The sequence below is a fragment of the Halorhabdus utahensis DSM 12940 genome (genome assembly GCF_000023945.1).
GTDB classification, from domain to species: Archaea; Halobacteriota; Halobacteria; order Halobacteriales; family Haloarculaceae; genus Halorhabdus; species Halorhabdus utahensis.
On the sequence record NC_013158.1, the window covers coordinates 2,542,070 to 2,563,349 of the forward strand.

23 protein-coding genes are annotated in these 21,280 nt (G+C 65.4%); 14 read left to right on the forward strand and 9 right to left on the reverse strand.

Annotated elements, in window-relative coordinates; genetic code table 11:
• Positions 1 to 59: 59 nt before the first annotated feature.
• From HUTA_RS12100 to HUTA_RS12110, 3 genes are all read left to right on the forward strand, one after another.
• Entirely contained in the window at positions 60 to 1,076 is a 1,017-nt protein-coding gene (locus HUTA_RS12100) for a phosphotransferase family protein (RefSeq protein ID WP_015790196.1), read from the forward strand.
• Between the two features lie 62 nt (positions 1,077 to 1,138).
• A complete protein-coding gene (locus tag HUTA_RS12105; RefSeq protein ID WP_015790197.1) occupies positions 1,139 to 1,657 on the forward strand; it encodes a CinA family protein in 519 nt (172 codons plus the stop codon).
• 73 nt (positions 1,658 to 1,730) lie between these two features.
• A complete protein-coding gene (locus tag HUTA_RS12110; protein WP_015790198.1) occupies positions 1,731 to 2,219 on the forward strand; it encodes a metal-dependent hydrolase in 489 nt (162 codons plus the stop codon).
• Positions 2,220 to 2,227: 8 nt separating this feature from the next.
• On the opposite strand, the gene HUTA_RS12115 is transcribed toward HUTA_RS12110, so the two are convergent.
• Positions 2,228 to 2,977 (reverse strand): PHP-associated domain-containing protein, encoded by a 750-nt coding sequence (locus HUTA_RS12115; protein ID WP_015790199.1) that lies wholly within the window; start codon positions 2,975 to 2,977, stop codon positions 2,228 to 2,230.
• A 103-nt stretch (positions 2,978 to 3,080) separates the two neighbouring features.
• Between HUTA_RS12115 and HUTA_RS12120 the strand changes: the two genes are divergently transcribed.
• From HUTA_RS12120 to thiC, 3 genes are all read left to right on the forward strand, one after another.
• On the forward strand, positions 3,081 to 3,389 hold the full coding sequence (locus HUTA_RS12120) for a DUF7565 family protein (RefSeq protein WP_015790200.1): 309 nt from the start codon (positions 3,081 to 3,083) through the stop codon (positions 3,387 to 3,389).
• Between the two features lie 53 nt (positions 3,390 to 3,442).
• Positions 3,443 to 4,024, forward strand: coding sequence for a GNAT family N-acetyltransferase (locus HUTA_RS12125; protein ID WP_015790201.1), 582 nt, complete (start codon positions 3,443 to 3,445; stop codon positions 4,022 to 4,024).
• A gap of 131 nt (positions 4,025 to 4,155) precedes the next feature.
• A complete protein-coding gene (thiC, locus tag HUTA_RS12130) occupies positions 4,156 to 5,601 on the forward strand; it encodes a phosphomethylpyrimidine synthase ThiC (protein ID WP_015790202.1) in 1,446 nt (481 codons plus the stop codon).
• Positions 5,602 to 5,793: 192 nt separating this feature from the next.
• Here thiC and HUTA_RS12135 read toward each other — a convergent pair whose 3' ends face one another.
• Both HUTA_RS12135 and HUTA_RS12140 read right to left on the reverse strand, forming a co-directional pair.
• Positions 5,794 to 6,228, reverse strand: a complete 435-nt coding sequence (locus HUTA_RS12135; RefSeq protein WP_015790203.1) for a type II toxin-antitoxin system VapC family toxin — start codon at positions 6,226 to 6,228, stop codon at positions 5,794 to 5,796.
• Complete coding sequence (locus tag HUTA_RS12140; RefSeq protein WP_015790204.1) at positions 6,229 to 6,480, reverse strand: AbrB/MazE/SpoVT family DNA-binding domain-containing protein; 252 nt, start codon at positions 6,478 to 6,480, stop codon at positions 6,229 to 6,231. It lies immediately after the preceding gene.
• A 200-nt stretch (positions 6,481 to 6,680) separates the two neighbouring features.
• Between HUTA_RS12140 and HUTA_RS12145 the strand changes: the two genes are divergently transcribed.
• Positions 6,681 to 7,064 carry a DUF2237 family protein gene (locus HUTA_RS12145; RefSeq protein ID WP_143920377.1) on the forward strand — a complete coding sequence of 128 codons (384 nt, stop codon included), beginning with the start codon at positions 6,681 to 6,683 and terminating at the stop codon, positions 7,062 to 7,064.
• A 24-nt stretch (positions 7,065 to 7,088) separates the two neighbouring features.
• Here HUTA_RS12145 and HUTA_RS12150 read toward each other — a convergent pair whose 3' ends face one another.
• The gene (locus HUTA_RS12150; RefSeq protein WP_015790206.1) at positions 7,089 to 8,441 is read right to left on the reverse strand and encodes a D-aminoacyl-tRNA deacylase; all 1,353 of its coding nucleotides are present in this window, start codon (positions 8,439 to 8,441) and stop codon (positions 7,089 to 7,091) included.
• 27 nt (positions 8,442 to 8,468) lie between these two features.
• Positions 8,469 to 9,836 (reverse strand): sodium:calcium antiporter, encoded by a 1,368-nt coding sequence (locus HUTA_RS12155; protein WP_049941340.1) that lies wholly within the window; start codon positions 9,834 to 9,836, stop codon positions 8,469 to 8,471.
• Positions 9,837 to 9,975: 139 nt separating this feature from the next.
• Between HUTA_RS12155 and HUTA_RS12160 the strand changes: the two genes are divergently transcribed.
• From HUTA_RS12160 to HUTA_RS12185, 6 genes are all read left to right on the forward strand, one after another.
• On the forward strand, positions 9,976 to 10,773 hold the full coding sequence (locus tag HUTA_RS12160) for a shikimate dehydrogenase (protein WP_015790208.1): 798 nt from the start codon (positions 9,976 to 9,978) through the stop codon (positions 10,771 to 10,773).
• Positions 10,774 to 10,797: 24 nt separating this feature from the next.
• Entirely contained in the window at positions 10,798 to 11,376 is a 579-nt protein-coding gene (locus HUTA_RS12165; protein ID WP_015790209.1) for a helix-hairpin-helix domain-containing protein, read from the forward strand.
• A 77-nt stretch (positions 11,377 to 11,453) separates the two neighbouring features.
• A complete protein-coding gene (gene pabB, locus HUTA_RS12170) occupies positions 11,454 to 12,992 on the forward strand; it encodes an aminodeoxychorismate synthase, component I (RefSeq protein ID WP_015790210.1) in 1,539 nt (512 codons plus the stop codon).
• Positions 12,985 to 13,599: an anthranilate synthase component II gene (locus tag HUTA_RS12175; protein WP_015790211.1), complete on the forward strand. Its 615-nt coding sequence runs from the start codon at positions 12,985 to 12,987 to the stop codon at positions 13,597 to 13,599. The genes pabB and HUTA_RS12175 overlap by 8 nt, the downstream gene beginning before the upstream one ends.
• 166 nt (positions 13,600 to 13,765) lie before the next feature.
• A complete protein-coding gene (locus tag HUTA_RS15960) occupies positions 13,766 to 14,344 on the forward strand; it encodes a hypothetical protein (protein ID WP_015790212.1) in 579 nt (192 codons plus the stop codon).
• 44 nt (positions 14,345 to 14,388) lie between these two features.
• Positions 14,389 to 15,267 (forward strand): aminotransferase class IV, encoded by an 879-nt coding sequence (locus tag HUTA_RS12185; protein ID WP_015790213.1) that lies wholly within the window; start codon positions 14,389 to 14,391, stop codon positions 15,265 to 15,267.
• Between the two features lie 26 nt (positions 15,268 to 15,293).
• Here HUTA_RS12185 and HUTA_RS12190 read toward each other — a convergent pair whose 3' ends face one another.
• Genes HUTA_RS12190 through HUTA_RS12205 form a run of 4 tightly spaced genes read right to left on the reverse strand, consistent with a single transcriptional unit; the run spans position 15,294 to position 19,198 of the window.
• Complete coding sequence (locus HUTA_RS12190; RefSeq protein ID WP_015790214.1) at positions 15,294 to 16,085, reverse strand: ABC transporter permease; 792 nt, start codon at positions 16,083 to 16,085, stop codon at positions 15,294 to 15,296.
• Complete coding sequence (locus HUTA_RS12195) at positions 16,082 to 17,056, reverse strand: ABC transporter ATP-binding protein (protein WP_015790215.1); 975 nt, start codon at positions 17,054 to 17,056, stop codon at positions 16,082 to 16,084. The genes HUTA_RS12190 and HUTA_RS12195 overlap by 4 nt, the downstream gene beginning before the upstream one ends.
• Before the next feature lie 7 nt (positions 17,057 to 17,063).
• Positions 17,064 to 17,765 (reverse strand): DUF7546 family protein, encoded by a 702-nt coding sequence (locus tag HUTA_RS12200; protein ID WP_015790216.1) that lies wholly within the window; start codon positions 17,763 to 17,765, stop codon positions 17,064 to 17,066.
• Positions 17,762 to 19,198 (reverse strand): heme o synthase, encoded by a 1,437-nt coding sequence (locus tag HUTA_RS12205; RefSeq protein ID WP_015790217.1) that lies wholly within the window; start codon positions 19,196 to 19,198, stop codon positions 17,762 to 17,764. The genes HUTA_RS12200 and HUTA_RS12205 overlap by 4 nt, the downstream gene beginning before the upstream one ends.
• A gap of 245 nt (positions 19,199 to 19,443) precedes the next feature.
• On the opposite strand from HUTA_RS12205, the gene HUTA_RS12210 reads away from it, so the two are divergent.
• Positions 19,444 to 21,183, forward strand: a complete 1,740-nt coding sequence (locus HUTA_RS12210; RefSeq protein ID WP_015790218.1) for a PAS domain-containing protein — start codon at positions 19,444 to 19,446, stop codon at positions 21,181 to 21,183.
• Positions 21,184 to 21,280: the final 97 nt, after the last annotated feature.

Genomic DNA, 21,280 nt, shown 5'->3' on the forward strand with positions numbered 1-21,280 from the left:
TTTCGGTTCCGCTGCTTCCGATAGGGATTTTTATAGGGTGTGCCAATCAATAGGCACTTGTGTCGGGGGCCGCCGAGATCATCGAAGCGATACTGGGGGAGTCCGGGCCGGACTACGAGTCGTACTCCTTCGAGGAGACGCCGGGGGACACCCGGTCCGACAGTCACTTCGTTACCGTCGAATATCAGGGGGAATCCTACGAAGTGGTGGTCAAACTCGCCCCCGAGGTCGATTCGACGTTCGCAGTCGAACCGTTCCTCCACGAGTACGTCGCCGAACGTACCGACGTGCCGCTCCCGGGCATTCTCGTGTTCAAGGAGGAACCCGAACAGGACGTCCCGCCGTACTTCATCACGGAACGCATTCACGGGGACAACCTCGACGAGCACTTCGAATCCTTTTCGATGGACGAGCGCGGAGCGATCATGTTCGAGATCGGGGAGATCCTGGGCGATATGCACTCGACGATCGCCTTCGAGGGGTACGGCCGGCTGGATCTGGATGACGGTCGACTCATCGTCCGGGACCTCTCCTGGGACTGGCGTGCGTACTTCGAGGAGTTGACGCAGGGTCACATCGACCAGCTTGCGGAGACGACCTTCGAGGACCTGCAGCCCACCGCTCGCGAACGCCTCGCGGACCGACTCTCCGTCGTCCCGAAACAGGGAACCCCACGGCTCGTCCACGACGATTTTCGACCCGGCAATCTCTTGATCGAGCCCGATGGCCCCGAGATCTCCGCGGTGCTCGACTGGGAGAAGACGCTCGCTGGCGATCCGCTGTACAACCTCGCACAGATCGAACTCCTGTTCATCGACTCGGTGTTTCGCGATCCCGACGAGCGCGAGCAACTCAGGGAGAGACTCTACGAGGGGTATGGCACCGAGACGGACTTCGATGCCGACGAAAGCTACCAGGCTTGCAAACCGCTGTATCAGTTCTCGACGCTGGTCTGGCGGATGGCGGGCTTCGATTCGATTTATGGAGACGCCTCGCCGCTGGCGCGCACCCGGGCCGAGGCCTACTACCGCGAGCAGTTCACCAACCTCGCCCGGACGCTGGAGCCTGACCGATAAGACGGTCCAGCCGGTGAGCCGGAGTGGGTGTGTTTTTCACGCGGGCCGCCCAGTGACCAGTGATGACGGACGATTCCGACTTGCCGATCGAGGAACGCGTCGGGGCCGCGCTTCGGGAGCGCGATGAAACCGTCGCAGTCGCCGAATCCTGCACTGGTGGGCTCATCGGATCCCTGTTGACGGACGTACCCGGGTCGAGCGACTACTTCGACCGATCGCTGGTAACCTACTCCTATGACGCAAAGCGAACTGAGCTGGCTGTCTCACGGGAAGCACTCGACGAGGAGGGGGCCGTCAGTGAACCTGTCGCCCGACAGATGGCGGGGGGTGTTCGCGACCGCGCGGACGTGACCTGGGGCGTCTCGACGACGGGTATCGCCGGGCCGACCGGCGGGACGACCGAGAAGCCCGTCGGGACCGTCTTCATCGGCGTCGCCTACGCCGCCCCCTGGGGTAGTGGCGAGTCGGCGACGCGAGTTCGTCGGTACGAGTTCGACGGGTCCCGAACCGAAATCAAGCGACAGATCGCCCAACAGGCGTTGACAGACCTATACGATGCGCTCGATTCAGGCGGCCTGTGAGGTGTGAGTGGGGTCACCCTCACTGCCAGCGGATGAGAAACCCTTTCGGGGGCGGCCCACGTCGATCCGGTCGATGAACAAACGCGGACACGTTCTCAACGCCCTGCTTTTGAGCATCGGCCTCGGGTACGTGCTCGAACCGTCCGGTGACGTCGTCACCTTCGAGATGATCGCGGCCGTCATCGTCCCGGTGGTCCTCGGTGCGATGGTCCCGGACATCGACACGGCCTTCGGTCGCCACCGCAAGACGCTGCACAATCTGTTCGTCCCGCTGGTCGTCGGTGCCTACCCGTACTACCACGGGAACCTCGAGTACGTCTGGATCGGCGTCCTGAGTCACTTCGCGCTCGACCTGCTTGGGTCCCGGCGCGGCCTCGCGTTGCTGTATCCGCTGACCGACGAGGAGTTCAACCTCCCGATCGGCGTCCCGGTCGACAGCAAGTACGCCGAGGCCATGATGCTCGCGGTGACGGGCTTCGAACTCGCGCTGGCGGCGATGATCGTCTATGAGATCCCGCAGTACGCCTTCGAAGCTGGCCTCAAGGCTGTCGGCCTCTCGTAACCGCTTGCTCAATACACGCTCACGTCGTCAAAGCGCCCCTCGTAGGCCGGTTGTTCGGGGTGGGTCGGCTCCCGTCCCGAGAGGACAATGCGGTCTATCTTCTTCCAGGAGTTTTCCCACCCAAGGTGTGCGAACTCGATTGCCCGCTGACCGTAGTGCGTGAGTCCGGTTCGATGCGCTGGGTCACCGGGCACTCCGGCTCGGAATGTCTCGACCAGGTCGGCCGCGTCGTCGATTTCTCGCTCGAAGGTCGTCCAGACTTCGCCGACGGTTCGGGGCAGGTGTGCATAGGAGGAGCCGAAGGTCGGGAGATCGGCGGCTGTCGCGATCGATTCGGCGCGGCGCTCGTGATGGGGCCAAAATTTCGGATTGCACGTCTCGATCGCGTCGATCACGCCCCGATATTCTTCGATCAGCGCCGGACCTAAACTGACATTCAGGAACGACGGATGTGGCGTCAGTACAGCCACGCCCTGGCGATCGAACTCGTTCATTGCTGCTTCGAGCGTGATGAAATCGGGGATGGGCGCCTCGAGTCCGACCGCGAGGACGTGTCGACGGTTGCGCCAGGAGCCAGTGAACACTTCCCGACCGGGGACGACGAGCAGTTCGTCGTCGGAATACTGCTCGGCTCGCTCCCGGATGTCGTCCAGTCGCTTGAAGTGGGGTGCATACACGAGGACGTCGAGACCGCGAGCCTTCGCTCGACGGACGACCGTCCCGTCGAGTACCTTGACGTGGGGATCGACGGCGGTCACGCCATCCGGTAGCTACCCGTGGATCATATCCGTTCTGGTTCGGCGACACCCAACCCACCGTCAAAAGATGCCTTTATACGACTCTCCCGATATACGTCACGGTATGTCACGCTGGGAGTGCACAATCGAGGGCTGCGGGGACACGTTCGATCGGGTCGAGGATCTGGTCGTCCATCAGTCGACGGGCCACGAGCGCGTCGAGTGTGAAGTCTGCGGGACGGTCCTGCCCGATGGCTACTTCGCCATCCGGCACGCCTTCGAGGAGCACACCCGCGCCGAGTACGTCCGGTCGTACGACGCAAGCGCGGCCGAAGTCCGCCATCGCGAGAACGTCAAGGAGACCATCGAAGACCAGGCCGACATCCGCGAGGTCGTCGACCGACTGGAAGGCGGCGACGGCCGGAGTTTCTGACCGGACGCCTCGGCCTGCAAATACTTTTGCCCCCGGCGGCGCAAGCCACTCTCATGTACGTCCGGGACGCGAAAAACCGAGACGAAGTCTGGTTGCTTGATCGGATCGAGGAGATGGGCCTGGACGAGACGGCCTTTCGATCCCGCGATTACGTGATAGCGGTCGACGAACAGTCCAACGATCGGACGGGATTCGGGCGGATCCGCATCCACAAAGGCGAGGACGGCGATGTCTGTGAGCTTACGAGCATCGGCGTTCTCGAATCCTGGCGCGGACAGGGGATCGGCGCACACGTCGTCGAACGACTGGTTCAGGAGGCTGGCGACCAGGACTTCGAGACCGTCTACTCGCTGACCGACGAACCCGAGTACCTCACCAAGTTCGGCTTCGAACCCATCGATCCGAGTGATCTCCCGCCGTCACTACAGGATCGCCTCGAAACGAAGCGCGAGTCACTCCTTCCCGACGCCGTGCCGGTCGAACTTGCCGTCGAGGCGTTCACCATGCCACAGCATCTCCGTGACGCGTTCAAAGCTGCCGCCGAAAACGAGGGCCCGAGCGAACCCGAGGAGTCGGCTGAAGACTTCGGCATCGACCCCGACGAAGCGACCTACAAATACGACACTGGCAGCTGACCCCGGTTTCTCTCTCTCAGCTCCTTCTCGCTGACTGTTCGCTCTGTTCCCGTTTTTCCCGATCAAGGTGACTTCCATGTCGCAGGCTGTATCACTAGGTTATATAATCTAGTAGTACCACGATACGCTCGATGATGGGAACCCAACTGCAGCGCGCACGCAACGGTGAGATCACGCCGGCGATGGAGCGCGTCGCCGAGCGGGAGAACCGTGATCCCGAGTACGTCCGCGAGAAGGTCGCCGCGGGCGAGGCAGTGATCCCGAACAACCACGAGCACGACTCGCTGGATCCGATGATTATCGGGAAGGACTTTTCGACGAAAGTCAACGCCAACATCGGCAACAGCGAACCCGAAAGCGATATCGAAACCGAACGGGAGAAACTCCACACGGCCGTCGAATACGGCGCGGACACGGTGATGGATCTCTCGACGGGTGGTGACATTCCGGAACTTCGCGCCGGCCAGATCGAACACTCGCCGGTCCCGCTCGGGACAGTGCCGATCTACGAGGCGCTAAAGCAGGCCGGATCACCCGAGGAACTCACGGCGGACCTCCTCCTGGACGTGATCGAGTCCCAGGCCGCCCAGGGCACGGACTATCAGACGATTCATGCGGGGGTTCTCCGGGAGCACTTGCCGCTGACCGACGGCCGGATCACGGGCATCGTCTCCCGCGGTGGGTCGATTCTCGCCGAATGGATGGAAAATCACGGCGAGCAGAACCCGCTGTACACGCATTTCGACGAGATCTGTGCGATCCTTGCGGAATACGACGTGACGATCAGTCTCGGCGACGGGCTCCGACCCGGGAGCCTGGCAGACGCCAACGACGACGCCCAGCTGGCGGAACTGGAGACGCTGGGTGACCTCACCGAGCGCGCCCACGAGCACGGCGTCCAGGTCATGGTCGAGGGGCCGGGCCACGTCCCCCTAGACGAGATCGGCGAACAGGTCGAGTATCAACAGGAGGTCTGTGACGGCGCGCCGTTCTACCTGCTGGGCCCGCTGGTGACTGACGTTGCGCCGGGGTACGACCATATCACGAGTGCGATCGGCGCAACCGAGGCCGCCCGTCACGGCGCGGCGATGCTCTGCTACGTCACACCCAAAGAGCACCTCGGTTTGCCCGACGCCGAGGACGTCCGGGACGGGCTGGCGGCCTACCGGATCGCCGCTCATGCGGGCGACGTGGCCGCCGGGAAGCCAGGCGCTCGCGACTGGGACGACGCGCTTTCCCAGGCGCGGTACAACTTCGACTGGCGCGAGCAGTTCAACCTCGCGCTGGACCCCGACCGAGCCAAGGAGTATCACGACCAGACGCTCCCGGAGGACAACTACAAGGAAGCCCGCTACTGCTCGATGTGTGGCGCGGAATTTTGCTCGATGCGGATCGACCAGGACGCCCGTGAGGGGGAGGAGATGGAGGGACTGGACGCCGACGTCGATCTCGCGGACTCGCCCGCAGCCGACGTCAATCTGCCGCCGACGGGCAAACACGATACAAGTGGCCTGCCCACGGTGCCCGAGGCGTTGTGTGACCACGCCGGGGGCGAGGGTTTGCCGGGCGACGACTGATACGGATTGCTCTCACTGTTTACCGTGACGACCGCCCGACTGCGGGCGGTCGATCTGGTACTGACTGAGAGCAATCCGTATGAGAGGACTGTCTGGCCGTCCACTGATCTTTTGCAGGTAGTTCCCGACAGACCCACCGAGTCACGGACTGTCCCTTCCTTCTCGGGCCATGCTGTAGCCAGTGCGTCTCAGTCACTCCGGCTGATATGGGTTGTTCGCGGTGTCGAGACGGCTGATGTCCTCGGCGGCGTCGAAGTCGTCGTCGAGCGCGTAGAGGTACTGTCGTCCATTGGCTCGCATGAACGCGACGATACAGGCGTCGACGAGCGAGAACGCCTTGTATTGTCGAAAGAGTGCTTTCGCCGTTGCGAACTCGTCAGCCGTCAGTGAGTCGATGTGAAACTGGGCGTTTTCTTCGATCCGATCGAGAAAATCCGTCGCAGCGTCGTGGCCGGCATGTGTCGTCAGCCCGTTCATCGTCTCCGCGAGCACGTAGTCGAGCACTACCGCTTCCGGAAGGGCTGTACTGTCGATGCCCTGTACAATGGGGAGCGCGTCGTCGTGTGCACTGTCACGGCGGTAGGCAGCCGCGAAGAGGACGCTTGTGTCGAGGAGTACCCGAGGCATTTATTCGACGGTGACGCCCCACGAGTCGTGTTCACGTTCGACTGTCGTCGTCTGATCGCCCTCGTAGCCGTCGAAGTCACTGAACGTGCCGCTTCGTTGCTGGACGACTTCCACGCGGAGCGTCCCATCGTCTTCGAGGTGCCAGCGGAGTCGGTCACCGTCGTCGATGTCGAGTTCCGTCCGGATTTGAGCGGGAATGTTCGCCTGGTTCCCCGAGACCTTGCTCTCGGAGTTGATCTGCTCACTGCTCATAGACGAACGGAAGCGATGGCGCTTGATAAACCTAGTGTGCCTTCACACTAGCCCGGACAGGGTGATGACCATCCCTGGACATAGATGGCCAATTGCACTGATGACGGTTGCCCGAGCGCCTCACCCAATGAGACAGTATGGATGACTGCAAAACTCCCGCCGAAACTAACCCTTACCCGCCACTCGCGGTAATCGCCGGTATGTCACAGAGCGATCCCGACGCCCAGCGCAACGTACTGGGCGAGGCACTCGAACCCTGCAGCAAGACACTCTCGACAGGCTACCAACGCGACGGTCACTGCACGGCGGTTCCCGGCGACCGTGGCAGCCACCATCTCTGTGCGAAGATGACCCAGGACTTTCTGGAGTTCTCCCGCGCGCAGGGCAACGATCTGGTCACGCCGCGGCCGCAACTGGACTTTCCGGGCGTGAATCCCAAAGATCACTGGTGTCTCTGCGTCGGTCGCTGGCTGGAGGCCCACGAAGCCGGCGTCGCCCCGCCGGTCGTTCTCGAGGCGACCAACGAAACAGTGCTGGAAGAAATCGAACTGGAGACCCTGCAAGCCCACGCCGTCGAGGAGTGACTGGCCGACTGGCCGTTCGCCAGATCAGACCGGGAACGTCTCTTCGTGCTCCCGACTCACTTCTCCGGGTTCGACACGCTCGCCGTCGACGTCGACGGGCTGTCCGCTCGCCAGTTTGCCGAACTTCGGCCCCTCCGGGACGCCAGCATCCGCGGCCAGTCCGGGGTCGAAGGCTTCTTTCCTCGCAACGACTCGATCGTCTCTGACTGTCACCACGTCGTAGTCCGCGCGGAGGACGTCCGCGAGCGCCTCGACCAGTGCAATTCTATCATCGCCGTCGACAACAGCGGCTCGGTCGCCGACGAGCGTGGCGCTCTGCTCGGTGGTGAACGCGAGTGCGACACCCTCGACGGCGTCGCGGGTCGCCTCGCGGTCGATCCCCTGTGCTTCGTTGAGCAGCTCGCCCGGGATGTCGACGATCTGGAAATCACCGTCGTACCCGCGGGCCGGCTCCCCGAAGCGAAGCCCGTCGTCGATGGCTGCCAGTCGGTCCTCGACGCGGCGGGCAACGGGCAGCGGGACGCCCTCGACGGCCCGGAGCCACGACTCGCCGACGATCTCGAGTCCCAGGTCGTCGATCGCCCGTTCGAGACGCGGGCGATCACCGTCGATCAGCGCGTACTCGGCTGCGCTCTTCTCGAAGGCCGCCCGGAGCACGTCCTCGTTGTCGAGTGGATCCCCGAGTGCGTCCAGTCCCCAGTCAGCGGCGATGTGGCCCACGGCCCAGTCAGTCTCGCGGACGATACGCTCGAACCGCGGGACGTAGTGGTTCCCGTCGAACCCGACGAGGTGCCGGCGGGCGCTTGCCTCGCCGTCCTCTCGGGGCGCATCGGCCGCGACGCCACGCAGGTCGAGGATGGCCTGTGCGACCGCGCGGGCGGCGTCGGGGTCGTCCCACTGGTCGGGACCGCTGCCGACCTCGACGAACAGCGACGGGGAACCAACCTCGGTCGGACCGTGGTGGGTGCACTCCATGCCGACCTCGTAGCCTTCCGGCGCGTGCTCGGCCAGCGCGTCGAGGACGCGGCTATGAGCGTTCGGTGCGGCGCGGGCGAGGTCACGGTCCGCGCCGCCGTACTCGGCCGGCCCGAAGTTGCCGGTGTGGTGGGCGGCCAACAGTGGCCCGGTCTCCCCGGAGTGCCGGGACGCGAAGACGACGAGATCGGGGTCGTCGAAGGCCGCGGCCACGCCGTCGAGCTCGAGGTGCCATTCGTCGAAGACGCGCATTTCGAAGCCGTCGGTGCGGGAGACCTCGCCACCACCCTCGCCAGGGGATCGACTTTCGTCACGGGTCGTCGTCCAGTCCGCCACTTCCAGGAGGTGCTCGTGGATGTGTTCCGAGGCGCGATCAGCTGTCGAGACGACGATGCCGATCATGAATAGCCCTGCTTCGGGCGCGGTACTTTACTCGATATCGAAGTCGCTCCGGCGACCGAACGCCGTCTGGACTACTTCGTAGGTCATGCCGAGCATCTCCTTGACAGCCTTGCGGCGGCGGACGAACATCGCCAGCCCGATGAGGAGGTAGACGGCGGTGTAGCCGAGCAGGATCTGGTGGCTGAGTGCTTCGGGATGGGACAGCGAAAGGACGTTCAACACCATGAACTCGGCGAACACTTGGCTGACGAACAACACGAGCAACGCGACGGCCTCCCGGAGGCTGATGTTGAAGTTGACCAGGATCGCCAGCGCGAAGAACGACTGGGCGGCCGTGATCCAGATCTCCAGGCTCTGCTTGTAGTCGAATTCGAGGACGCCGACCCCGCCCGCCGCGATCGAGTAGACGATCGCGAGCGTCCCGATCAACAGCGTCCACTGGTTGAGTTTCGAGGAGATCAGGGCGTTGAACCCGGCCGAGGATCGGGCTTTGTTGACGAGATAGACGACGACAATCAACTCGGGTGACTCGCTTGCCAGCGGGGCGATCCACTGGATCATGAAGAACTTCGGCACGCCGTACTGCAGGCCGAGGTTTTCGAGGCCGTGGGCGAACGGTTCGACGGCGATCAGGATCATGACGCCCGAGTAGATGAACAGCGAGAGGACGGTTGCGATCCGCTTTGGTTTGCGGTAGGATTGAAGATAGCCCGGGACACCGATCTGCTCTTTTTCGGTTTCGATGCCGGAGCGGATGATGATCAGGATGTAACTCGCGTACAGGCCGACGAGGACGACGGTGTCGATCAGGTCGATGCCGCCACCGAGTGGGACCAGAAACGCCCACAGCGTCGCCAGCCAGAGGAACGTGATTTCGGTCGTCAGCGCCTTATCGAGCGTCACGACATCGGCGAGGAAGCCGGATCGCTTCTCGACGTTGTCGTCCCGAACCTTGTAGGCGCGATAGACGGTGAACAGCGCGATCCCGGACCAACCCAGGCCGATCAGAATCCGGTTGGCTCCCGTCATGTTCGCGATGGCGAGGTTGCCGGCCTCCGCGCCCGCGGTGGTCCCGGCTTGCGCCCCGGCGTCCCAGGCGTACAGCGCGTCGACGGCGTACTCCGGGGCGACGGCGAGGACCGCGAGGACGGCGAGGGCGAACGCCCGGGGGACGTCCTTCTCGGCTGTTTCGGCCCCCCACGCGAGCAGGAACGACGCGCCGACGACGGCCAGGCCGGTCACCAGGACGGTCGGGCCCGTCGAGAGCGCGATCCCGGCGTCGATCGGCATCCAGTCGAGTCCAGCGGCGAGCCGTGACAGTTCGACGACGACCCACGGCAGCGTCAGTACCAGTGCAGCGGCGACTGCCGTCAACGGATGGCGTAGACGAGACACACTGCGTGCTTAGCCCTCCCAAAATAATGTCTTGCGGTGTGGAGTGGCCGTGTCACACAGTGACACCGCAAGGGGCCACCGGTCGACGCCGTCACTGCCGACCGTCGTGGTTTTGACGCTCCCGGCCGTCGCCCTCGCTATGGACGTGTACGGACTCCTTGGCAACCCCGTGGAACACTCGCTGTCGCCGCCGATGCACGAGGCGGCCTACGACGAACTCGGCATCGACGCACGATACGTCACCTTCGAACCACCGGTCGACGCGGCACGCGAGGCCGTCGAGGCGGCCGAAACCCTCGGCGTCTCTGGACTCAACGTGACGATCCCGTTCAAACAGGACGTTCTCAACGCGGTCGCGGTCGACGACCTGGCCGAGCGGATCGGCGCGGTCAACACCATCGACTTCAGCGGTGATCAACCGACGGGGCACAACACTGACGCGATCGGTGCCGTGCGGGCGCTCACACGTCACGGTGTGGCCCTCTCCGGGACGGCCGTCGTCGTCGGAGCGGGCGGGGCTGGTCGCGCGATCGCCTTCGGTCTCGCTGACGAAGGCATGGACGTCGCAATCGCCAACCGGACCGTCGAGACGGCCCACGCCCTCGCCGAGGAGGTCCCGGGTGCCAGCGGGCATGGCCTCGATGCACTCGACTCCTTGCTGGCGGACGCGGATGTCCTCGTCAACGCGACGAGCGTGGGGATGGACGAGGACCGATCGCCAGTCCCCGCGACGGCGCTGCACGCCGACCTGGCGGTACTCGATGCAGTCTACAGCCCGATCGAGACGCGATTGTTACGCGAGGCGGCCGCGGCGGGTGCGACGACCGTCGACGGTGCCTGGATGTTGCTGTTCCAGGGCGTCGAGGCCTTCGAACGCTGGAGTGGGCAGGACGCTCCTGTCGAGGAGATGAACGAGGCACTTCGTGAACGCCTTTAAGTCCTGGCGTGTGTATTGAGGAGTATGGCACTCTTCCAACAGATCAAGGAACTTCTCGGTCTCAGCTCGGGGGAGTCTGATACCGAGATGCCAAGCCAGAACGCGGGGGAAACCGAGAACGTGGCCGTCACGGTCGAGCACGAACCGGATACCGAAAGTGAGGATGCAGTCAAGGGAACCAGAGCGGTCGCAACCAGCGAGTCGAGCGTAGACACGTCGACCGATGTCGAGACCGACACTGACGCCGCTGAAGACGCGGTCGAGAGAGACGACGAACCTGTCGAATCCGCCGATACGGAAACAGACGAGCCGGACGAGTCGGCCGAGGCGGAAGCGTCCGAGGAGGCTGAAACGGCTGGCGAAGGCACGGCGGCGACCGCAGACGAACCGACAGACGGAGCCGAATCTGACTCGGCAGCGTCGGCGAGCACAGAACCGGTCCAGTCGATCAACGGGATCGGGCCGGCCTACGCCGAGCGACTCGCCGAGGCGGATATCGAGACTGTCGGGGAACTCGCCGCCGCCGACGCCGACGCCGTCGCCGAGACGACCGGCATCGCAACTTCGCGCGTCGAGGGCTGGATCGACCAGGCCGGCGAGTGAGCACTCGCCAGCAGTCGGTCTTGCGAGTTGTGCCCCGATCGTAACACGATTAGTAGTCCTCCGTCTGTGTGAGTGTAATGACGGACCCGGAACTCGTGACCGACCTGGCGACGTTCCGCGCACGTGCGGCCGGGGCGGATCCTGGCGATCGCGTCCCGGTCGAGGCTCGCGTCACGGTCACGGATCCCTACGAAGCCTACCGGCGCGCGCGCCGGTCGACCGGCGGCTGTGTGCTGGAAACTACCGGCGGCACCGAGGGCTGGAGCTACTTCGGGGTCGAGCCCATCGAGTGGCTGACTGTCGACCCGGGCGAGGACACGATCGGACGGCTCGTCGATCGACTCGGCGAGGAGCACCTCCATCGCGCCGGGGCGGACGTTCCCTATCCGTGCGGTGCCATCGGGTGGCTCTCCTACGACATCGCCCGGGAGATCGAGGCGCTCCCCGGCTCGGCCGAGCGCGACCGGGACCTGCCACGCCTGCAGGTGGCCGTTTACGACACGCTGGTCGCCTGGGAGGAACCCGCCCAGGCTCCGGTGACGCTCCGCGTGACGGCGTGTCCGACGGTCGACGGCGATCCCGACGCGGCTTTCGAGCGTGGGCGCGAGCGCGCGCTGGAGCTGGCTGGCCGCGCCATCGACGGCGACCCCGGCGTCGAAGAGCCGCCGGCGACGGGGCCAGTTCGCTTCGAGAGCGACACCGGCCGCGAGGCCTTCACCGACCGCGTCGAACGCGTCAAGGAATACGTTCACGAGGGCGACACCTTTCAGGCGAATATTTCCCACCGGTTGGCCGCGCCGGCGGCGGTCCACCCGGTCGAGGCCTTCCAGTCGCTCCGGATCGGCAACCCGGCCCCGTACTCGGCGCTGCTTGAATTCCCGGCCGCCGACCTGGTGAGTGCCAGTCCCGAACTCCTCCTCCATCGCGAGGCCGACCGGCTGGTCACCGAACCGATCGCAGGGACGCGGCCGCGGGGCCGAACGGCCGACGCCGATGCCGGGCTGGAGAGAGAACTCCGGGACGACGAGAAGGAACGCGCCGAACACGCGATGCTGGTCGACCTCGAACGCAACGACCTGGGCAAGGTCAGCGAGTACGGGAGCGTCGACGTCGAAGAGTACCGACGGGTGGATCGCTACTCCGAGGTAATGCATCTCGTCTCGCTGGTCGAGGGGCAACTCAGGGACGATCAGGACCTGGCCGACGCGATCCGCGCGGTGTTCCCGGGCGGGACGATCACCGGCGCGCCCAAGCCACGGACGATGGCGATCATCGACGAACTCGAAGCGACCCGTCGTGGCCCGTACACGGGCAGCATCGGGATCTTCGGCTTCGACGACCGGGCGACGATGAACATCGTCATCCGGACGCTCGTCCGGCACGGCGAGCAGTACCACCTTCGCGTCGGCGCGGGGATCGTCGAGGACTCGGTGCCCGACCGGGAGTACGACGAGACCCTCGACAAGGCCCGGGCACTGGTGACCGCCGTCGACGACGCGCTCGCGGACGGGACGGACCTCTCGGTCGTCGAGCCCTCCCGCGCAAGGGATGCCGGGCGACTGGACGCGGGCGAAGAGGGGGCGTCCGGGGGGCCGGAGGAGGGCGAGGATGGCTGAGCCGACGGTCCTCGTCGTCGACAACTACGATTCGTTCGCCTACAATCTCGTGCAGTATGTGGGCGAGGTGGTCACGACGGACGCGTGGCTCCCCGGCGTCGACGGCGAGGTCCTGGTCCGGCGGAACGACGCGGTCGACCTCGCGGATATTCGGACGCTGGACCCGGACGCGATCGTCGTCTCGCCAGGCCCGGGCACCCCGCAGGCTGCCGGCGTTTCGATGCCCGTTTTCGAGTCGCTGTCGACACCCGCACTGGGGGTCTGCCTCGGTCACCAGGCGCTGTGTGCCGCACACGGCGCGTCAGTCGGCCACGCCCCGGCGGTGGTCCACGGCAAGTCCTCGGCGATCACCCACGACGGGCGGGGTGTCTTCGCCGCCCTCCCACAGGAGTTTCCGGTCGGCCGGTATCACTCGCTGGCTGTCGAACGCGACGCCCTGCCCGACTGTCTGGAAGAGACGGCCCACACCGACGACGAACGGTCGGTCGTCATGGGGGTGCGCCACCGCTCGAAGCCCCACGTGGGCGTCCAGTTCCATCCCGAGAGTATCCTGACCGACAACGGTAAGGCGATGATCGCCGCCTTCCTCGAGCAGCACGTCGTTTGACGCAGGCGACGTGCTCCCGGTCAAATGGACGTTTGACCGTGAGCAGGGCTTTTCGGCTCCGGGTACATCGGCATGGATATGCTCAGGGACACGTCTCTCGCGCGTTCGGCTATATCGCCCGCCCTTCCACCCAACAGTCGACCCGATCAACAGGCCGGGTGTCGAGATGCGTAGACGGCGCTTTCTCGCGGCGGCGGGTGTTGCCGCTGCCGGCGCGAGCGCGGGCTGTGGTGCGCTCAGATCCAAGACGACGCTTTCGGAGCCAAGCCGTCACTCCGATGCCCAGGGGGTAGCCAGCATCCACTTCAGCGAGGACGGCGAGGAGGTCGGCCACTTCGGCGTCAACGGCGGCGTCGCCGACGGCGTGGTCCCGATGTCGACCGAGATCTGGCACCGCGAGGGGACGACTGTCGAGTCCGTCCGGCTGCGCGTCTGGATGCCCGACGCCGAGACGCCAGCGGACGTGGCGGTCGTCTCGCCGGTCGAGGGCGACAGCTCGCCGCCGCCCGAGGTCAGGCTGTATTCGCCCGACAGGAGACCCGGAACGGTGATCGAACTGTCCGACCTCGACGACCTGGCTGACGAGACCATCAGCACGCTCGAGTGCATCGTCCGCCCGTGGTCGGAGACGGCCACGACGGTCGCCTTCGACGTGACGATGGCACTTGCCGGCGGCGGGATGCTGGGAACCGATTACGAACTCGACGGCGAACTCCGACTCGAGTACCCCGCCCTGGCCGAGTGATCGAACGCCAACACACAAGCCCCGGGCCCCCGTTGGCCGACGCGATGGAGTACCACGTCGACGGCGAACTTGTCCCGGCCGAGGAGGCCAGCGTCAACGTGCGCGACCGCGGCTTCATGTACGGCGACGCGGCCTTCGAGACGCTCCGGGCCTACGGCGGCGAGGTTTTCGCCTGGGACGCCCACGCCGACCGGCTCGAACGCACCTGCGAGACGCTCGGCTTCGCCCGGGCGATCCCGCCGCGTGCGGACCTCCGCGAGCGAATCGCGGAGACGCTTGCGGCAAACGACCTCACCGACGCCTACGTTAAGCTCTCGATCTCACGTGGCGTCCAGGCCGGAAAGCTCACCCCGGATCCCGCTGTCGACCCGACGATAGTCGTGATTGTCGACTCGCTTCCCCGGGGAGGAATCGACGGCGATCCGGTCTGGGACGACCCGGCGACAGTCCGGACGGTCGAGACCCGGAAGATCCCCGACGCTGCGCTGCCGGCGGATACCAAGACGCATAATTATCTCAACGGGATTCTCGCCCGGCTCGAACTCCAGCAGGAGGCCAGTGGCGACCCGGCCGACGAAGCACTCCTGCTCGACACCGACGGGTATCTCGCGGAAGGGGCGACGAGCAACCTCTTCTTCGTGGCGGATGGCGTCGTCCACACGCCGACGACCGACCAGCCGATCCTGCCCGGCGTGACCCGCTCGATCGTCCTGGATCTCGCTCGCGAGGAAGGACTTCCTGTCGAGACCGGCCCTTACGAGCGCGATGACCTGCTGGCTGTCGACGAGGCCTTCCTGACGAACACGACCTGGGAACTCCGCCCGGTCGGGGCCGTCGACGGCGAGTCCATCGGCGGCGGCCCGATCACGCGGCTGCTCTCCCGACTCTACGATCGGCGCGTCGAGCGCTCGTGTTACGAGTGACCAGCGGGTCGGCCGACAGTCTCCCCTCAGTCCGTCCGGGGCAACGTGAGTGCTCCGAGTCCGAACGTGACGAGCGCCAGCATCGACAGGATCGCGAGGTTGGCGGCCGGATCGGGGCCGGCGGGCCAGACGGCGACGACCGTTCCCTCGACGCCCGCGCCGGGATCGGTCACGACCGCTCGGACGCCCCGCGAGAAGTATGTCAGCGGCGAGAGCTCGATCAGCGGGCGGAACCATTCCGGGAGGAGTGCCGGCGGGACGAAGGTTTCCGAGAGGAACAGCAGCGGGAGGGCAAGCGTGTTCGAGGCGGCGATGACGCCGTCCTGGGAGTCCGTGAAACTCCCGAGTAGCGCGCCGATCCCACAGAACAGCGCGACGCCGATCGCGAGGAACGGCACCAGCCACGGTGACGGGGCGACCGTCGCCCCGGTGACGGCCACCATCACCGCGAGCACCAGCACGGCCGCGACGCCGATGATGGCGACGTTGACGAGCGTCTGGGAGAGCAGCCATTCGGCCCGCGACAGCGGCGTCGTCGCCAGCTTCTCGAAGCGCCGATCGTCGCGATGGCGCGCGACCTCGCTACCGACCCGAGAGAGCGGGGTAAAGAGGACGACGACCGCGAGATACCCCGGGACGTAGTAGGCTGGTGGCTCCGTAAAGAGACCGCCGCCGGTGGGCTGGGTCTGGACCAGCGCGCCGAAGATGAGGACGATCAGGAGCGGAAACAGGAACGTGAAGAAGACCGCGGTCCGGCGACGAAGGAACGCTCGCGTCGCGGCGCGCGTCTCGCTCGTGATTCGGCCCAGCCGGCTCACGACGATCCCTCCGTGGGGGGTGTCGGCGCGTTCGGTTCCTCGGCCGCGCTCGCGGCCCCGTCGTCGAGCCGCTGCCCGCCGCGCCCGACGGCGGTCCCCGTCAGTTCCAGGTAGACGTCTTCGAGCGTCGGCTCGGCCCAACTCAGCGATTCGACCTGGACGCCCGCATCTGTGAGACTGTCGACGACGGTGCCGATCTCCGTCGGCGCGACGTCGAAGACCCGCAGGTCATTGTCGACGATAGCGGCTCGGTAGTCGAGGCCGGACGCGTCCACTTCGGCGAGTGGGGACGCCGTCTCGACGGTCAGTCGGCTCTCGCCACCGTGGGCGTCGATCAAGGCACGGGGCGTGTCCACGGCGACCAACTCGCCGTCGGCGAGCAGTCCCACGCGGTTGGCCAGCCGCTCGGCCTCGTGCATGTCGTGAGTCGTCAGAAAGATCGTCGTGCCGTCTGCGGCCAGCCCTTCGAGGAGGTCCCAGAGCTGTCGACGGCCGGCAGGGTCGATTCCCGTCGTCGGCTCGTCGAGGACGAGCAGATCGGGGTCGTTGACGAGCGCGCTCCCGACACAGACCCGGCGTTGCTGGCCGCCCGAGAGGTTCTCGTAGTACGTGTCGGCGCTGTCGATCAGGCCGACGTCGTCGAGCACGCGCCCTGGCGTGAGGGCGTCGTCGTACAGGCCCGCGTAGTACTCGAGTAGCTCACGGGCGGTCAATCGCTCGTGGGGCGAGAAGGACTGGGGGAGCGAGCCGAGTCGGGAGCGGTCGATCGCCCGCGGCTGCTCGCCGAACAGCGCGACCGTCCCATCGTAGTCGGTCGTCCCGGTGATCGCCCGGGCGAGTGTGGTCTTGCCCGCGCCGTTGGGCCCGACAAGTCCGAAGATTTCGCCGGGGTCGACCGATAGCGAGACGGCATCCAGCGCGACAGTGTCGCCGTAGGTTCGCCGGACGTCATCGATGGCGATGGCAGTCACGCTTCGATCACCGCCGACCTCCACCTAAGTCGATTCGGTTCCCGACGGTCGGTCGCCACGCGAGCAGGACCACCGAGACGACGAAGATCGCCGTCGAGAGATCGTAGCCGCCGCCGAAGACGAGGCTCGCCAGGGCTGTCGAGCCGCCGACCGTGCCCGCCAGCGGGACGACGACCGCTGCCCAGACGCAGGACACACACGAGAACAGCCCCAGGATCGCCGGCAGCACGCCAGCGGCTTCGACGACCAGCGCGTATACGAGGTATGACAACGTAATGTATCCCAGAACCTTGTACGGAAGCAGTGTCAGCGAGAGGCCGGCGATATCGGCCGAGACCACTGGAGCCCAGCCGGGCGGAAACACCAGCGGTCGGATCGAGAGGCCGATGCCGTCGGTCATGGCCGTCGAGACCAGGCCACCGAGATATGTGAGGACGAGGGCGTAGCCGGTGGCGACCGCGCCCCCGAACAGTTTCCGGCGACGCGGGGCAGCCGGCGGTCGGACCGTCGCGAGCGCCCACAGTGAGACGTTGATCCAGACGAAGGGGTAGACGTACAGTCTGAGCGACGCCAGATCGAACAGCTGTGAATCGCTGACCGAAAGATACCCGAAGAGGAGGAGTACTTCAGTGTTGACCAGTAACGCGCCCCAGAGGAGGTGACTTTTCGACGGCGTCGGGATCGGTCCGAAGCGTCTCGCGGTGCTCATACGGCCATCGCGTCGATCACGACTGCGACCAGCAGGGCCCCGAGGAAGGCGTTCGAGGCGTGGAAGGCCCGGAAGGCCGCGTCGGTCGTTCGCTCACGGTGCAGTACCAGAACGGCCCACAGGAAGATGGCCCCGACAATCGAGACCGTGGCTCCATAGAGGACGCCGAGGTTCGCCAGCGTCGCCAGTCCGCTTGCGGCCAACAGCGTCGCACCGAGGTACAGCAGGATGTGCTTGCGCGTCACCGTCTCGCCGCGGACGACTGGCATCATCGGGAAGCCGCCGCGTGCGTAGTCGTCCTGGTAGGCCAGCGCCAGGTTGTAGAAGTGCGCCGGCGTCCACAGGAAGACGATTCCCGCCAGCGCGAGGCCTGGAACCCCGAACGTCCCGGTGACGGCGACCCAGCCGATGAGTGCCGGCAGCGCGCCGGCGAACCCGCCGATGACGGTGTTCTGGACGGTGTTTGGCTTGAGCAACAGGGTGTAGACGACGCTGTAGAAGAGGATCGCCGAGAGGCCCAGTGCGGCAGCCAACACGTTGACCGTGGCGAAGATGGCAAGCGAGAGTGCAGACAGGAGTAGTCCGAACGCGACCGCGTTCCGGATCGGGATGCGGTCGGTCACCACCGGTCGGTCGGACGTGCGCTGCATCCGCTTGTCGACGTCACGTTCGAGGACGTGATTGAACGTGCCACTGGCACCGATCGCCAGCACACCGCCGGACAGCGTTGCCAGGATCGTCTCGACCGTCAGCGTCCGTCCGCCCGTCGTCGCCAGGGCCATGCCCGCCGAGGCAACCAGACACAGCAACCACATCAGGCGTGGCTTGGTCAACCGGACGTAGGCTTGCAGCGTCGCCAGCATCTCTCCCGCCGGTCCTCGGTCACGCCGGGTCGACGGGTGGTCGTCATCGACGGCTGTCTCGACCGGCTCTGGTTGGGTCGTCACGCCCGAATCTGGTTCCTCAGTCGGGTCGCCGTACATCGTTTCGAGATGCCAGGCCAGCGCGAGCACGAGCGATCCGAAGATGCTCATCGCCACGCCGAGGTGGACGGCCGGCGAGATTCCGGCGGCCCCGGTGACCGTCACCACGGCACCCAGCGCGACCTGGACTGGAAAGAGGACGACCGCGACGGCAAGAGCGGCCCGGACCCGGCGATCCGAGACGCGCCGGAAGCCGACGATCGCACTCAGTAGTACTGCAACGCCGACGGTTGCCGCAAGCACCCGATGGCCCCAGGCGACGGCAAGCGCTGGCGACTCCGTAGAGGGAAGCTGGCAGGCCGGCCAGGTCGAGCAGGTCGCCGCCGCGTCGGCGATCGAGGCGGTTGCCCCCGCAATGACAAGCAGATAGACGCCGACGATCGTCCCGGCGAGCAGCGTCGAAAGTGGGACATCGTCGATCTGGTTCCGTAGCACTGATTCTCGTTTCATCTCGGTGGCGAGCGATACTTAGGCTTCCCCCCGATGCAACACTTGTCGCGTTTGTCGGCATGGAAGTCGAGTAACTCTCACGGTAGAACGACGGCTGGACAGGAGTGGCCCCCCGACTGTCAATTCAGCCCTCTGTGGCCGCCCAAAGAGTCATCCTTCCAGCCCCCCTTCATTTCAATATGAGATGCCCTCAGCCGCCAGTGTGTCCCGATCGCAATCGGACAGTCCGCTGAGCAGGTGAGACAATGACTCATTCCGAACCGATCCATGTCCTCACGGTTTCGACGGACGGCACGACCCACTCCTTGCAAGCGAGCGACCGGATCGATGTTTCGGCCGTGACGTCGATCGAGGCGGCGATCGATGACATCGATCGGAACGGCGGCGTCGAGTGTGTGGTCTGCGATCACGATCCGCCGGCGATCGACGGTGTGGCGCTGCTGGAGGCGGTCCGATCCCGGGAACCCGACCTGCCAGTCATGCTCTTTGCCGCCGGCGAGGCGGCTCGACGAGCAGCGGCAGCCGGTGTGACTGATACGTTTTCCGACCGGGCGGACACCGATCGACTCCCGACACTCATCGAGGAAGCTGTCGGCTATTACCGCGCGAAACGGGATCAGGTCGCCGCCGAAGCCCGGGCGGCGACGCACCTCGACGCGGCCAGAGATGGGGTGGCGATCGTGCGGGACGGCCGCTATGTCTTCGTCAACACCCAGTTGCTCGAGCTATTCGGTGCCCAACGCCGCGAACACGTCGTCGGTGAATCGTTCCCGGCAAATCTAACCTTCGAAGGAATCGATCTGGATGCGGCTCGTCTCGAGGCCGTTTCGAACGGTGGGCGAACGCTCGACGCCGCAGACGCGATCCTCCAGAGCCAGGCGGGATCGCTTTCGGTGGAGGTATCCGCCCAGCCGACCGAATGGGTCGGTCGCCCGGCGGCTGTTCTAATCGTCAGAGACGTCAGCGACGTCCGGCGGGTCGAGGAGCGACTTCGCAACTACGAGCAAGCCGTCGAGAGTTCGACCGATCTGCTGGCGGCACTTGACGCTGACCGGCGGTTCCTGTTCGCCAACGAGACGTACTGTGCTTACCACGGCGTCGAACCGTCGACCATCGAAGGCAGCCCGCTGGCAGATGTCGTCGGTCCCGATACCGACGACCGGCTCGATGCATACGTCGATCGCGTGTTGGCCGGCGAACGCGTCCAGTATGAGACAGTACGTGACCATCCGGAGCTGGGAACTCGATTGCTCGACGTCCGGTACTATCCGCTCCGGGGTGTCGACGGCGAGGTTCGTGGGTACGGGTCGACGATCCGGGATATTACCGAACGGAGCGAGCGCATCAACCAGTTACACAAGATCGACCGGATCCTTCGGCATAACGCGCGGAACAGACTCAACGTCATCACCGGCCACGCCGAGATGATCGAATCAGCGGGCGATGTCGAAGTTCGGACTCACGCCGGCAAGATTCTCGAGACGAGTGAATCGCTGCTCGACACGTTCAACAAAGAGCGCCGGATCACGCAGCTACTTGCTCACCCACCCAGCCGTGAACGAGTCGACGTCTCGACGGTCGTGCCCGCTGCCGTCGAGATGGCCCGTCGCCAATATCCTGCCGCCCGAATTTCGGTCTCGACGCCCGACGGCGCGACCGTCAAAGCCTCGCCTCGCTTGACGGAGGGCATACTCGAACTCATCGAGAACGCTGTCATCCATGCAGACGACCCGGCACCGACGGTGACAGTCGATGTCAGCATCGATGACGAGGCTGTTCGCATCGAAATCGGTGATTCCGGCCCGCCCATTCCGGACCAGGAAGTCAACATTGTGACGGGTGACAGTGAAATCGACTCCCTGAACCACGCCCGTGGACTCGGGCTGTGGCTCGTCTCGCTGATCGTGAGGCGATCGGGTGGTCGCCTGGAGTTTGATGACAACGAACCGAGTGGCAACGTGGCCCGGATCGTCTTACCCGGTTGAGCACTTCGTTCCATGTCGAACTCGGTCGAGTCCGGCTGGGACACCCGCGAGGAATCGCCGAAATTCGCCGGATGAACGCTCTTTATGACCGGCTGTC

What these genes read in the sequence shown, in the direction of transcription:
- HUTA_RS12105 (WP_015790197.1), top strand. Translation starts at nt 1,139, where the DNA reads ATGACGGACGATTCCGACTTGCCGATCGAGGAACGCGTCGGGGCCGCG.
- HUTA_RS12110 (WP_015790198.1), top strand. Translation starts at nt 1,731, where the DNA reads ATGAACAAACGCGGACACGTTCTCAACGCCCTGCTTTTGAGCATCGGC.
- HUTA_RS12120 (WP_015790200.1), top strand. Translation starts at nt 3,081, where the DNA reads ATGTCACGCTGGGAGTGCACAATCGAGGGCTGCGGGGACACGTTCGAT.
- HUTA_RS12125 (WP_015790201.1), top strand. Translation starts at nt 3,443, where the DNA reads ATGTACGTCCGGGACGCGAAAAACCGAGACGAAGTCTGGTTGCTTGAT.
- thiC (WP_015790202.1), top strand. Translation starts at nt 4,156, where the DNA reads ATGATGGGAACCCAACTGCAGCGCGCACGCAACGGTGAGATCACGCCG.
- HUTA_RS12135 (WP_015790203.1), bottom strand. Translation starts at nt 6,228, where the DNA reads ATGCCTCGGGTACTCCTCGACACAAGCGTCCTCTTCGCGGCTGCCTAC.
- HUTA_RS12140 (WP_015790204.1), bottom strand. Translation starts at nt 6,480, where the DNA reads ATGAGCAGTGAGCAGATCAACTCCGAGAGCAAGGTCTCGGGGAACCAG.
- HUTA_RS12145 (WP_143920377.1), top strand. Translation starts at nt 6,681, where the DNA reads ATGTCACAGAGCGATCCCGACGCCCAGCGCAACGTACTGGGCGAGGCA.
- HUTA_RS12150 (WP_015790206.1), bottom strand. Translation starts at nt 8,441, where the DNA reads ATGATCGGCATCGTCGTCTCGACAGCTGATCGCGCCTCGGAACACATC.
- HUTA_RS12160 (WP_015790208.1), top strand. Translation starts at nt 9,976, where the DNA reads ATGGACGTGTACGGACTCCTTGGCAACCCCGTGGAACACTCGCTGTCG.
- HUTA_RS12165 (WP_015790209.1), top strand. Translation starts at nt 10,798, where the DNA reads ATGGCACTCTTCCAACAGATCAAGGAACTTCTCGGTCTCAGCTCGGGG.
- pabB (WP_015790210.1), top strand. Translation starts at nt 11,454, where the DNA reads ATGACGGACCCGGAACTCGTGACCGACCTGGCGACGTTCCGCGCACGT.
- HUTA_RS12175 (WP_015790211.1), top strand. Translation starts at nt 12,985, where the DNA reads ATGGCTGAGCCGACGGTCCTCGTCGTCGACAACTACGATTCGTTCGCC.
- HUTA_RS15960 (WP_015790212.1), top strand. Translation starts at nt 13,766, where the DNA reads ATGCGTAGACGGCGCTTTCTCGCGGCGGCGGGTGTTGCCGCTGCCGGC.
- HUTA_RS12185 (WP_015790213.1), top strand. Translation starts at nt 14,389, where the DNA reads ATGGAGTACCACGTCGACGGCGAACTTGTCCCGGCCGAGGAGGCCAGC.
- HUTA_RS12200 (WP_015790216.1), bottom strand. Translation starts at nt 17,765, where the DNA reads ATGAGCACCGCGAGACGCTTCGGACCGATCCCGACGCCGTCGAAAAGT.
- HUTA_RS12205 (WP_015790217.1), bottom strand. Translation starts at nt 19,198, where the DNA reads ATGAAACGAGAATCAGTGCTACGGAACCAGATCGACGATGTCCCACTT.
- HUTA_RS12210 (WP_015790218.1), top strand. Translation starts at nt 19,444, where the DNA reads ATGACTCATTCCGAACCGATCCATGTCCTCACGGTTTCGACGGACGGC.